The organism is Streptomyces canus 299MFChir4.1 (assembly GCF_000383615.1).
Lineage (GTDB): Bacteria > Actinomycetota > Actinomycetes > Streptomycetales > Streptomycetaceae > Streptomyces > Streptomyces canus_C.
On the sequence record NZ_KB911584.1, the window covers coordinates 57,777 to 69,639 of the forward strand.

The 11,863-nt window shown below is 70.1% G+C and carries 12 protein-coding genes; 3 read left to right on the top strand and 9 right to left on the bottom strand.

Translation table 11 applies throughout. From position 1 onward, the window contains the following. The first annotated feature begins 143 nt into the window (after positions 1-143). Entirely contained in the window at positions 144-1,376 is a 1,233-nt protein-coding gene (locus H293_RS0108205; protein ID WP_020117396.1) for a glycoside hydrolase family 18 protein, read from the top strand. 81 nt (positions 1,377-1,457) lie between these two features. On the opposite strand, the gene H293_RS0108210 is transcribed toward H293_RS0108205, so the two are convergent. The 3 genes from H293_RS0108210 to H293_RS0108220 all read right to left on the bottom strand — a co-directional run bounded on the left by H293_RS0108210 (position 1,458) and on the right by H293_RS0108220 (position 3,827). Beyond that, on the bottom strand, positions 1,458-2,120 hold the full coding sequence (locus H293_RS0108210) for a TetR/AcrR family transcriptional regulator (protein WP_028807662.1): 663 nt from the start codon (positions 2,118-2,120) through the stop codon (positions 1,458-1,460). A gap of 67 nt (positions 2,121-2,187) precedes the next feature. Next, positions 2,188-2,328: an SCO1431 family membrane protein gene (locus tag H293_RS57170; protein WP_020117398.1), complete on the bottom strand. Its 141-nt coding sequence runs from the start codon at positions 2,326-2,328 to the stop codon at positions 2,188-2,190. Between the two features lie 140 nt (positions 2,329-2,468). Then, entirely contained in the window at positions 2,469-3,827 is a 1,359-nt protein-coding gene (locus H293_RS0108220; RefSeq protein ID WP_020117399.1) for a peptidase C39 family protein, read from the bottom strand. A gap of 135 nt (positions 3,828-3,962) precedes the next feature. Between H293_RS0108220 and H293_RS0108225 the strand changes: the two genes are divergently transcribed. Together H293_RS0108225 and H293_RS0108230 are read left to right on the top strand one after the other, a co-directional pair. Then, positions 3,963-4,682, top strand: coding sequence for a uridine kinase family protein (locus H293_RS0108225; protein ID WP_020117400.1), 720 nt, complete (start codon positions 3,963-3,965; stop codon positions 4,680-4,682). Positions 4,683-5,114: 432 nt separating this feature from the next. Next, complete coding sequence (locus tag H293_RS0108230) at positions 5,115-6,980, top strand: AAA family ATPase (RefSeq protein ID WP_020117401.1); 1,866 nt, start codon at positions 5,115-5,117, stop codon at positions 6,978-6,980. Between the two features lie 113 nt (positions 6,981-7,093). On the opposite strand, the gene H293_RS0108235 is transcribed toward H293_RS0108230, so the two are convergent. The 6 genes from H293_RS0108235 to ribH all read right to left on the bottom strand — a co-directional run bounded on the left by H293_RS0108235 (position 7,094) and on the right by ribH (position 11,861). Further along, positions 7,094-8,170 carry a hemolysin family protein gene (locus tag H293_RS0108235; RefSeq protein WP_020117402.1) on the bottom strand — a complete coding sequence of 359 codons (1,077 nt, stop codon included), beginning with the start codon at positions 8,168-8,170 and terminating at the stop codon, positions 7,094-7,096. Next, positions 8,167-9,501: a hemolysin family protein gene (locus H293_RS0108240; protein WP_020117403.1), complete on the bottom strand. Its 1,335-nt coding sequence runs from the start codon at positions 9,499-9,501 to the stop codon at positions 8,167-8,169. Before H293_RS0108240 ends, H293_RS0108235 begins: the two co-directional genes overlap by 4 nt. A 192-nt stretch (positions 9,502-9,693) precedes the next feature. Beyond that, complete coding sequence (locus H293_RS0108245; RefSeq protein ID WP_020117404.1) at positions 9,694-10,152, bottom strand: PH domain-containing protein; 459 nt, start codon at positions 10,150-10,152, stop codon at positions 9,694-9,696. Between the two features lie 14 nt (positions 10,153-10,166). Next, positions 10,167-11,024 carry an ATP phosphoribosyltransferase gene (gene hisG / locus H293_RS0108250; RefSeq protein WP_020117405.1) on the bottom strand — a complete coding sequence of 286 codons (858 nt, stop codon included), beginning with the start codon at positions 11,022-11,024 and terminating at the stop codon, positions 10,167-10,169. 44 nt (positions 11,025-11,068) lie between these two features. Further along, the gene (locus H293_RS0108255; protein ID WP_020117406.1) at positions 11,069-11,341 is read right to left on the bottom strand and encodes a phosphoribosyl-ATP diphosphatase; all 273 of its coding nucleotides are present in this window, start codon (positions 11,339-11,341) and stop codon (positions 11,069-11,071) included. Positions 11,342-11,375: 34 nt separating this feature from the next. Further along, a complete protein-coding gene (gene ribH / locus H293_RS0108260) occupies positions 11,376-11,861 on the bottom strand; it encodes a 6,7-dimethyl-8-ribityllumazine synthase (protein WP_020117407.1) in 486 nt (161 codons plus the stop codon). Positions 11,862-11,863: the final 2 nt, after the last annotated feature.

Here is an 11,863-nt window from a genome sequence, read left to right on the forward strand (position 1 = left end):
GGCACCGACAACCGGCCTCGAATCGGCCCGGGATTGGTCCGAACCATTGACCAGGTGGTCTAGTCCTCCTACTCTTCCGGCAGCGCTTCATCGCGTTCATGCCAATCGACTGGCGTTCCCCTCTCCCCCACGAGGAGACACCGATGCACCTTCCCCACCGCGCCCGCTTCCGGGCGCTGATCTCCGCCGCGTGCTGCGCGGTCCTCGGCGCGGGCCTGCTGGCCGGCGCGAGCAGCGCCACCGCGGCCGCCCCCGAGGCGACACCGAGGGCCGCCGGCTCCAAGGTCGTCGGCTACTTCACCGAATGGGGCACCTACGACCGCAAGTACTACGTCAAGAACATCGAGACCTCCGGCTCGGCGGCGAAGCTGACCCACATCAACTACGCCTTCGGCAACGTCACCGGCGGCAAGTGCGCGATGGGCGACGCCTACGCGGCGACCGACCGGACCTACACGGCGGCCGAGTCCGTGGACGGGGTCGCGGACACCTGGGACCAGCCGCTGCGGGGCAACTTCAACCAGCTGCGCGAGCTGAAGAAGAAGCACCCGGGCCTGAAGGTCATCTGGTCGTTCGGCGGCTGGACCTGGTCGAGCGGCTTCGGCGAGGCCGCCCGCAACCCCGCCGCGTTCGCCCAGTCCTGCTACGACCTGGTCGAGAACTCCAAGTGGGCCGACGTCTTCGACGGCATCGACATCGACTGGGAGTACCCGAACGCCTGCGGCAACACCTGTGACACCAGCGGCAGGGAGGCGTTCAAGAACCTGATGGCGGCGCTGCGTGCGAAGTTCGGGAGCGGTTCGCTGGTCACCGCCGCGATCACCGCGGACGCCACGGCCGGCGGCAAGATCGAGGCGGCGAACTACGCGGGCGCGGCCCAGTACGTCGACTGGTACAACCCGATGACGTACGACTACTTCGGCGCCTGGGACGCGACAGGACCGACGGCCCCGCACTCGCCGCTCGACTCCTACTCCGGCATTCCGAGGGCCGGTTACTACACCTCGGCGACCATCGCCAAGCTCAGGGGCCTCGGCGTCCCGGCCTCGAAGCTGCTGCTCGGCATCGGCTTCTACGGCCGCGGCTGGACCGGCGTGACGCAGTCGGCGCCGGGCGGCACCGCGACGGGCCCGGCGGCGGGCACCTACGAACAGGGCATCGACGACTACAAGGTGCTGAAGTCCAAGTGCCCGGCGACAGGGACGGTCGGCGGCACCGCGTACGCCAAGTGCGGGAACGACTGGTGGAGTTACGACACCCCCGCGACCATCGCGACGAAGATGACGTACAAGAACCAGCAGGGCCTGGGCGGCACCTTCTTCTGGGAACTGAGCGGGGACACCTCGAACGGCGAGCTGGTCAAATCGATCAACTAGCCGGGATCAGGTCATGAACTGACCGGTCCCACGGGGGACTTGGGGCGGGGGACCACGAGCCTCCGCCCCAACTCGTGGCCGTCAGTCGCCGCGGCGGGCCGGTGCCGGAGCCGGGTGGGTCGGATCCATCTCCTCGATGGCGCGCATCGAGGCGCCGAGCGTCTTCACGAGCAGGTCGCGCATGGTGTCGCGGGAGAGCTGGGGCGGGCCGCCGATCCAGTCGAGGGTGGCGCCTTCGACACTGCACACCCAGGCGAGCAGACCCATGCGGGCCAGCGGGGAGATGTCGGTACGGCCGTACGCCCCTTCGGCGATGGTCGCGACGATCGCCTCCCGCACCCCGTCCCGGATGGCGTGCACCTCGGCGTCGAAACCGACACCGCCGCTGACGACGGTGCGGTAGGCCGCCTGGTTGTGCTCGGCATAGCGGAGATAGCTGTCCAGGGTGCGCTGGACGCGGTCCACCTGTTCCATCTCCAGGCCGCTCGCCGCGTAGGTGACCAGGTCGGCGACGGAGTCCTGGATGATCGCCAGGTAGTAGCCCCGCTTGGACTGGAAGTAGTAGTAGATCAGCCCCTTGGCGACATGCGCCTGCTTGGCGATGTCGTCCATGGAAAGCGCGTCGTAGGACGTGTCCGCGAACAACTTCCGCCCGATGGCGATGAGTTCGGCGCGGCGCGCAACCGAGCGCTCGGTGCCGCGGGCCCGCGGCCGGGCGGCTTCACGCTGATCACTGATATTCAAGTTTTCGCCCCTGATCTCGGGCTGGCGGCGGGACATCCGCAGTATGTCAGGTCACTTGTGGACCAGGTCACAGGAGACCGAGCTGCGTGACGAGCATCGCGATCACCGCGACAAGGGCCCAGCCCGCGATCTGTTCGAGGATCTTCGGACCGTGGTCCTCGGGGCCGCCGGTACGGGTGCGGGCGGCGGTGGCAGAGTGTGCGGTCATGGCGTCTCGCTGATCTCGGAAGTACTGGTCGGATCCCCCCGCCGATCCGTCCACCTTGCCACTCTCCGCGGCTTTTGCGGCCGAGATCTTGGTCACAGCGAACGGCCCCCGACGGATGCCGGGGGCCGTCGCGGGGCGGCTCAGCGCACGCCCACCGCCGCGAGCGCCTTGCGCTGGCGCGGGGTCGGGCAGGCGGGGAAGTACAGATAGCAGACGCCGCCGGTGCCGGAGACGACCTTGCCACTGGCGTTGTACCGCTTGGTGCGCAGCCAGATATTTTCCCACTCGCGCCGCTTGTAGACGCGCCGCACCGCCTCGTCGCCGGGCGAGGCCGGGTCGTTGGCGATCACATCGCCCTCGGCGGTGAAGCCGATCACCGTCATCAGGTGGCCCGAGGTGCCGTAACCGGCCCCGGTGAGCTCCTCCTTGAGGAACGACTGGGACGTTATGGCCGGGATGCCGGCCGCGATCAGCGTCTCCAGGTCGGTGAGCGAGCCGAGCCGGGTCACCACGCCCTGGAGGTCGTCGAAGGTGGCCGCGTAGGCCGCGTTGAACGGCCAGTTGCCGCAGCCCGCGTACTGGTAGTCGTAGGTGTACCGGGCCGCGTGGCAGACCTGGGGGTCGGCGTACGCCGGGTCGACCCAGGCCAGCTGCTCCTTGGTGAGCCGGCCGCCCCAGTGCTCGATGATCATCTGCGAGGAGGTGGGGCTGCACCATGCCTCGCCGCCGTTGTCGTACTCCGGGTACTGGCCCTTGTGGATCTCCTGCGAGTAGCGCGGGACGATCAGCTCCTTGGCGAGCCCGGGCGCGGTGGCCGGCACGGTGAAGCGGTCCGGGACGTCCGAGCCCATCGCGCCGACCCGCCAGACGGTCGGCGTGTTCGTCGCGCCGGGCTTGCGGTACAGGGTCAGCCGCAGCCGGTACGAGGCCAGGCGCAGCCCGGTCGACGCGTCGTCGATCGCGAAGGTGTCCGTCCAGATCGTGCTCTTGCCGTCCGTCTGGTCGTCGACCGAGGTCCGCTTGATGTCCCCGTCGCCGGCCGCCCAGCGGCCCATCACGTACCAGGGGGTGGCCGTCCCGTCGGAGTAGGTCCCCTGGAGTTCGATCTGGATCCAGGTGCCGGCCGGGGTGTGGGCGTTCCAGGAGGCGATCACCTCGGTCGAGGGCACGGCGAGCGGGTGGACCGGCGAGGTCCAGGTCGCGTACGCCCAGGTGGCGGTGGTCCCGGTGTGCGGGTCGGCGTACGCGGTGGTGCCCGCGGGAGCGCCGATCACGACCCCGGGGCGGTGTCCTGCGACGGCGCGGGTGCCGTCGGCGGTGCCGGCGCGCCAGTCGCTGTAGGTGGTCCAGGCGTGGTTGTCGACCGTGCGGGCGGCGGTGTCGTCGGGTTCCGCGGCGGTGTTGTCCGCGGCGGTCGCGGGGCTCGCGACGCCTGCCACCGCGGCGGCGACCGCGACAGCCAGAACGGTTCTGCGGGACGGCTGCTGGGCTCTGCTCATGGGTGGGAAGACCCCCAGGTGTCCGATTCGGAGCGGGCCGATGCACGTTTGTGCGCCAACTATGAACGAGGCGGCATGCTCCTGCCAGCACTTCGGCCCGTGCCACGCCCGTGAATATTGGTCTCGTCCACTGGCATGACCTGGGAAGCTGCGGTTCCGGCGGCGATCACAGGCGCCTCACTAGACTGGACGGGCCCGACCGCCCATCCGTATGAGCAGCTTCAGGAACTCGTCATCCACTTCCTCGCCTCCCGGCTCCGCCGGCTGCCCCCGTCCTGCGGCCCGGTCCGTCTGATCGGCGTCGACGGGCACGCCGGTTCCGGAAAGTCCACGTTCGCCGGGCAGTTGGCCGACGCCCTCGGCGGCGCGCCGGTGCTGCATCTCGACGACATCGCCAGCCACGACGAACTGTTCGACTGGACCGGGCGGCTGATGGACGAGGTGATCACCCCGCTGGGCCGCGACGAGACCGCGCACTACGCCGTCTACGACTGGCACGCCCGCCGCTTCGGACCGTCCCGCGCCCTGCCGCCGGCGCCGGTGATCCTCCTGGAGGGGGTCGGCGCGGGCCGACGCGCGCTGCGGCCGTACCTGGCCCGACTGCTGTGGATGGAGCTGTCCCCCGAGGAGTCCTGGGCACGCGGCCGCTCCCGGGACGGCGTGGAACAGCGGGAGTTCTGGGAGGGATGGGTCACGGCGGAACAACGGCATTTCGCCGAAGACCCCTCCCGGCCCTACGCCGACCTCCTGGTACGGCAGTGCCAGAAGGGATACACGCTCACCAAAGGGCCTGCCGGGACCGTTGGACCGGACCACGAGGTCACCCACGGTGACGGCCCGGCGGCAATGTGTTGAACCTGTGAAGACCCACCAGTAGGAACTTGCCTGAGTCGCCCAACTCCGCTTGACCGAGGGGCCGTACAGGTCTTACGTTCTGAATGTGCGGCCGTTCGAGGCCGCCCGCAGTCGCGAAGCCCCCGGTTGTTCCCCCGTGATCGGGGGCTTCGTTCTGCCCTCACACGGATTTCCGGACGCCGTGAGGCGCGATTCGCTCACCCTCGGTCACCACCCGCGGTGCGCCTCATCTGCTCCCACCTCGCCAAACGGCCTGTACGGCACCCTACGGCGAGCGACACCACCGCAGGTACGATGCCCTCGGTGCGACCTACGGACGACTGCGCTGCGCACCGTTGCAACTCCGGTCCGCGGCACAGCGGTTGGACGAAGGCGGCCACCGGGCGTCGGCCCGGTGGTGAAACCACGGGGGCACGGTTTGTGGGGGACGTGATGGATTTCGGCACGCAGGGCCCCGAGGCCCCGGCCGACCTCGCCTGGCTGCGAGGTGTGGACGCCTACACGATGGGCGCCTATCCACAGGCGGAGGAGGAGTTCCGGGCCGCGGTACGGATCGATCCCGGGATGGCCGACGGCTGGCTCGGACTGCACGCGCTGCGCGTCGACACGACGACCGCGCTGCTCAGGATGTTCCGGCACCGCGAGCGTTTCGGCGAACAGCGCGCACGGCACCGACGCACCCTCAACTCCTGGTACTGGCTGGGGTGGTGGGTGCAACCGGTCCTGGAGAGCCCGCGCGACCTGCTGCTCGCGCACGCCTCGCACTGGCTGGACGGCCGGCATGTCCCCGAGCTGGACCGGGCCCTCGCGGGCCTGCCACCGGTGGACACCGACCATCAGGTCCGCTTTCTGCACGCCTGCCGCGCCTATCTCGTCAAGGACTGGGATCAACTGGTCCGGCACACCGACCCGTTGATCGACGACGCCATGCTCGGCATCGAGGCCGGCCTGTTCGGCGGCATGGCCCGGGTCCGCCTGGAGATGTACGGCCAGGCCGAACCGCTGCTCTCGGCGGCCCTGATGCGCTGTCGCAGCGAGCAGCCCCAGCGCAAGGAGCTGCGGTACTGGCTGGCCCGGGCGCACGAGGGGACGGGCCGGTCGGCGGCCGCGCTCCCCCTCTACCGGGCCGTGCACCGCGTCGACCCCGCGTTCATGGACACCTCCGCCCGGCTCGCCGCGATCGCCGAGGCCGACGGGTACGACGACCCGGCCGACCTCGCGGCGATCACGCTCACCGGGTTCGGCCAGGACGTGCTGGACGGACCCGACGGCATCGATCCGCTGTTCGGTGTCGAGGGGCGGGAGCTGAAGCTCTCCGACCCGGAGCCGCCGCCGACCGGTCCGCTGCCCCCGATGACCGACCCGGCCGGACGCGAGCGGTCCGGAGTACCGGCGGGGCCGCTGCCGGCGGGGCCCACCGATCCCGTCTTACTGGAGGAGGCGCTCACCGAGCTGGAGCGCATGGTGGGGCTGGAGCCGGTGAAGCGCCAGGTCAAGGCCCTGTCCGCCCAGTTGAACATGGCCCGTCTGCGCGCCGGGCAGGGCCTGCCGGTCCAGCCGCCCAAACGTCATTTCGTCTTCTCCGGGCCCTCTGGCACCGGCAAGACCACGGTGGCCCGCATCCTCGGGCGCGTCTTCTACGCCCTCGGCCTGCTCGGCGGCGACCATCTGGTGGAGGCACAGCGGGCAGACCTCGTCGGGGAGTACCTCGGCCAGACCGCGGTCAAGGCGAACGAACTGATCGACTCGGCCCTCGGTGGCGTCCTCTTCGTCGACGAGGCGTACTCGCTCTCCAACTCCGGTTACGGCAAGGGGGACGCGTACGGCGACGAGGCACTCCAGGTGCTGCTGAAGCGGGCCGAGGACAACCGTGACCACCTGGTCGTGATCCTGGCGGGCTACCCGGAGGGCATGGACCGTCTGCTCGGCGCCAACCCGGGGCTCTCCTCCCGCTTCACGACCCGCGTCGACTTCCCGTCGTACCGTCCCCTCGAACTCACCTCCATCGGCGAGGTGCTGGCGGCGGAGAACGGTGACGTCTGGGACGAGGAGGCGCTGGACGAGCTGCGCTCCATCGCCGGGCACGTGGTGGACCAGGGCTGGATCGACGAGCTGGGCAACGGGCGGTTCCTGCGGACGCTCTACGAGAAGAGCTGCGCGTATCGGGATCTCCGGTTGTCGACCTATCCGGGGATGCTGAGCCGCGACGACTTGTCGACACTGCGGCTGCCGGATCTGATGCAGGCGTACGGGGAGGTCTTGTCGGGGCGGGGGCCGCAGGATCCGTCGGCGATGTAGTTCGTTGGCTGCGGGCCGGTGGGGGCTTGTCGCGCAGTTCCCCGCGCCCCTGAAAGCAGTGGGCACAGCGCGGGGAATCACGCCATAGCCCCCACTCGGCCGCAGCCGAAGAACTACGACGCCAGCGCTTCCTCACTGCTCCGAGGCTCGGTGACCCGGACCTCCGGCAGGTCCCGGTGCGCGGGGTCCCGGACCTCGCCGACCAGCAGCTCCAGTACGTCCTCCAGGGCGACCAGACCCAGCACCTTGCCGGACCCGTCCGCGACCTGGGCGAGGTGGGTCGCCGCACGCCGCATCACCGTGAGGGCGTCGTCGAGCGGCAGGTCGGACCTGAGCTTCGTCATCGGCCGCCAGATCTGCTGGGGCACCGCCCGCTGCGAGTCCTCCAGGTCCAGTACGTCCTTCACGTGCAGGTACCCCATGAAGGCGCCGTTCTCCGCGGCGACCGGGAAGCGTGAGTACCCGGTACGGCCGGTGAGTTCGATGATCTGGCCCGGGGTCACCGAGGGGCGCACCGTCACCAGGGACTCGCGCTTGAGCAGGACGTCCGTCACGGGGCGCGAGCCCAGTTCCAGCGCGTCCTCCAGGCGTTCCTGTTCCTCGGGGTCCAGCAGGCCGGCCTGGCCGGAGTCCTCCACCAGCCGGTTCAGCTGTTCGCTGGTGAACACGGCCTCGACCTCGTCCTTGGGCTCGACGTTGAAGAGCCGCAGGATGGCCCGGGCGCAGGCGCCGAGGGAGAGGGTGATCGGCCTGCAGAGGCGGGCGAAGTAGACGAGGCCCGGGCTGAGCCACAGCGCGACCTTCTCCGGGGCCGCCATCGCGAGGTTCTTCGGGACCATCTCGCCGATGACGAGATGGAAGAAGACGACCGCGGCCAGGGCGATGACGTAGCCCAGCGGGTGGATCATGCCGTGCGGCAGGTGGATCCACTCGAAGACCGGCTCCAGCAGGTGCGCGACCGTCGGTTCGGCGACCGCGCCGAGCGTGAGCGAGCACACGGTGATGCCGAACTGGGCCGCCGCCATCATCTGGGGGAGCCGCTCAAGGCCGTACAGCACCTGACGTGCCCGTGCCGTGCCGAGCGGTTCGATCTGGCTGCGGCGCACCGAGACGAGCGCGAACTCGGCGCCGACGAAGAAGCCGTTGGCGAGCACGAGCAGCCCGGCGAAGAGGAGTTGGAGCACGCTCATCGGGCGGCCTCCATGACGTTGACCGCAGGAACCGTGCGGACCAGGCGGACCCGCTCGGCACGGTAGTGCCCGACCTGGCGGACGGTGAGCCGCCAGCCGGGCAGTTCGGCCCGGTCGCCGACGGCGGGGATACGGCCGAGCAGGTCGGCGACCAGCCCGGCGACGGTCTCGTACGGCCCCTCGGGCACGTCGAGGCCTATGCGCTGGAGGATGTCGACCCGGCAGCTGCCGTCGGCGTCCCAGGCGAGGCGGCCGTCCTCGGGCGGGGCGGCGGCGAGTTCGGGGACGTCCTGACCGTCGTGCTCGTCGCGGACCTCGCCGACGATCTCCTCGACGATGTCCTCCAGGGTGACCACGCCGGCGGTGCCGCCGTACTCGTCGACGACGACGGCGATGGGCTGCTCGCTGCGCAGCTGGGCCAGGAGGGGCTGGACGGGGAGGGTCTCGGGCACCAGCAGCGCCGGGCGGGCGATGCGGGCGACGGGGGTGCGCAGCCGGTCCTGGACCGGGACGGCCAGGGCGTCCTTGAGGTGGACCATGCCGACGATCTCGTCGATCTTCTCCCGGTAGACGGGGAAGCGGGACAGGCCGGTGGCGCGGGTGAGGTTGACGACGTCCTCGGCGGTGGCCGAGGCCTGGAGCGAGCTGACCTTCACGCGCGGGGTCATGACGTGCTGCGCGGTCAGCTCGGCGAGCGAGAGGGTGCGCACGAACAGGTCCGCGGTGTCCTGCTCCAGGGTTCCCGCCTGGGCCGAGTGGCGGGCCAGGGAGACCAGCTCGCCGGGGGTGCGGGCGGAGGCCAGTTCGTCGGCCGGCTCGATGCCGAGGGCGCGGACGAGGCGGTTGGCGACCGCGTTCAGAGCGGCGATCACCGGCCGGAACAGGCGGGCGAAAGCGTGCTGCGGGCCGGCCACGAAGCGGGCGACCTGCATCGGCTTGGACACCGCCCAGTTCTTGGGCACGAGTTCACCGATCACCATCTGCACGGCCGAGGCGAGCAGCATGCCGACGACGACGGCCACGCCGGAGACGGCGCCCTCGGGGACGCCGAGGGCCGTGAACGGGCCGTGCAGCAGCTGCGCGAGGGCCGGTTCGGCGAGCATGCCGACGACGAGGGAGGTGATGGTGATGCCGAGCTGGGTGCCGGAGAGCTGGAACGACAGCTCCTTGAGCGACTCGGCGACCCTGCGGGCACGACGGTCGCCTTCCGCGGCGGCCTTCTCGGCGTCCGTGGCCTCGACGGTGACGAGGCCGAACTCGGCCGCCACGAAGAAGCCGTTGGCGAGAATCAGCAGGAACGCCGCTCCCAGGAGCAGCAAGGGGATGGTCATGCCGCCGCCTCGATATCTCGCGGGATATCTCGGGAGGGGGCGGCGCAGGTACTACAGGACGATCCGTCCATCGCTGGAGGGAGTCACTCCTCGGGTAGCAGGAACAACGAGAGGCGGAGGCGCAAGGAAAAACGCCTCCGCCAACAGATTAATCAAGACATGGCCGACTGCGGCAGGGTGGAAGCCCCTGAGTCAGCCCTGATCTTCGTCGGAGCGGGCGGTGGAGCGGGCCTCGGCGAGCGCCCGCAGGGCCTTCGCGTCGGCGATGGCCTGCTGTTTCGCGATGCCCGGCTGGATGCCGAGCGCGGGCAGGCTGGTGCCGTCACTCAGGTTCAGGAAGACCCAGGGGTCGCCCGGGCGGAGGTTCACCTGGATGATCTCGGCCCACGCCAGATGCCGGCGGCCGGCGATGTTCTGGACGGTGACACCGGACTCGTCGGCGACGACCTTCACCCTCGCCAGCAGGAACAGCACACCGGCGAGCAGGGCCGCGGTGAAGATGAAGCTCAGGCGCTCGCCGGGGCCCAGCTGCTCCAGCAGGAGAGCGATCACCGTGATGGTCACGAAGATCGCGACACCCGCGGTGATCAGCACGGCACGGGTGCGGCCCGGCCGGAAGGTGACGGGGAGGGTGGGCGGTTCGGAGGACATCTGCGGCACTTCCCTCACAGACGGCAGGCGTGGATGGCCGTCGTCAGGATGGCCCGCGCGCCGATGTCGTACAGATCGTCCATGATCCGCTGCGCCTCCTTGGCGGGGACCATCGCGCGAACGGCGACCCAGCCCTCGTTGTGCAGCGGGGAGACGGTCGGCGACTCCAGGCCCGGCGTGAGCGCGACGGCCTTCTCCAGCTGCTCGACGCGGCAGTCGTAGTCCATCATCACGTACGTCCGCGCCACCAGGACGCCCTGGAGGCGGCGCAGGAACTGCTGGACCTTCGACTCCGCGGCCTCCTCGGTGTCGGCGCCGGTGCGGCGGATGACGACGGCCTCGGACTTCATGATGGGCTCGCCGAACACCTCCAGGCCCGCGTTGCGCAGGCTGGTGCCGGTCTCGACGACGTCCGCGATGACCTCGGCGACCCCGAGCTCGATCGCGGTCTCGACGGCGCCGTCGAGGTGGACGACGGAAGCGTCGATGCCGCCCGCGGCGAGGTGCCCGGCGACGATCCCCTCGTAGGAGGTGGCGACCGTCTTGCCCTTGAGGTCCTCGACGCCGTTCGCGGTGCCCGGCTTGGAGGCGAAGCGGAAGGTGGAGCGGGCGAAGCCGAGCGGGAGGATCTCCTCGGCGTCGGCGCCGGAGTCGACCAGCAGGTCACGGCCGGTGATGCCGATGTCGAGCTGACCGGAGGAGACGTAGATCGCGATGTCCCGGGGGCGGAGGTAGAAGAACTCCACGTCGTTGACCGGGTCGACGATCCGCAGTTCCTTGGACTCGCGGCGCTGCTGGTAGCCGGCCTCATGCAGCATGTCCGCCGCAGGGCCTGACAGGGAACCCTTGTTGGGGACGGCGATGCGCAGCATGAGGTCGGCTTCCTTTGCTCTCAGGGGTGGTTTCGGCGCGTGGCTTACAGGTGGGCGTAGACGTCGTCGAGGGAGATCCCGCGCGCGACCATCATCACCTGGACGTGGTAGAGCAGCTGCGAGATCTCCTCGGCGGCCGCCTCCTTGCCCTCGTACTCGGCGGCCATCCAGACCTCGGCGGCCTCTTCGACGACCTTCTTGCCGATGGCATGGACGCCCTTGCCGACCAGCTCTGCGGTGCGGGAAGTGGCGGGATCGCCGTTGGCGGCCTTGTGCTGGAGCTCGGTGAAGAGCTCCTCGAACGTCTTATTGGACATGGTGGCGCCCACTTTACGCGTAAGCCCGGACCACCTAGTGCCACGGTTCAGATACTGAGCGGAGGGTGGCCGCGGTGGCCACCGCGGCGGTCACCGCCTCGTGCCCCTTGTCCTCGTTCGAGCCCTCGATGCCGGCGCGGTCCAGGGCCTGTTCCTCGGTGTCGCAGGTCAGCACGCCCATGCCGACGGGGACGCCGGTCTCCACCGAGACCTGGGTGAGGCCCTGGGTGACGCCCTGGCACACGTACTCGAAGTGCGGGGTGCCGCCGCGGATGACGACACCGAGGGCGACGATCGCGTCGTAGCCGCGGCCCGCGAGGACCTTGGCGACGACCGGGAGCTCCCAGCTGCCGGGGACCCTGAGCAGGGTCGGCTCGTCGATGCCCAGGTCGTGCAGGGCCCGCAGGGCGCCGTCGACCAGTCCGTCCATCACCTTCTCGTGCCACTGCGCCGCGATGACGGCGACCCGAAGGTCACCCACGTTGCGTACGGACAGCTCCGGTGCACCCTTGCCGCTCACGT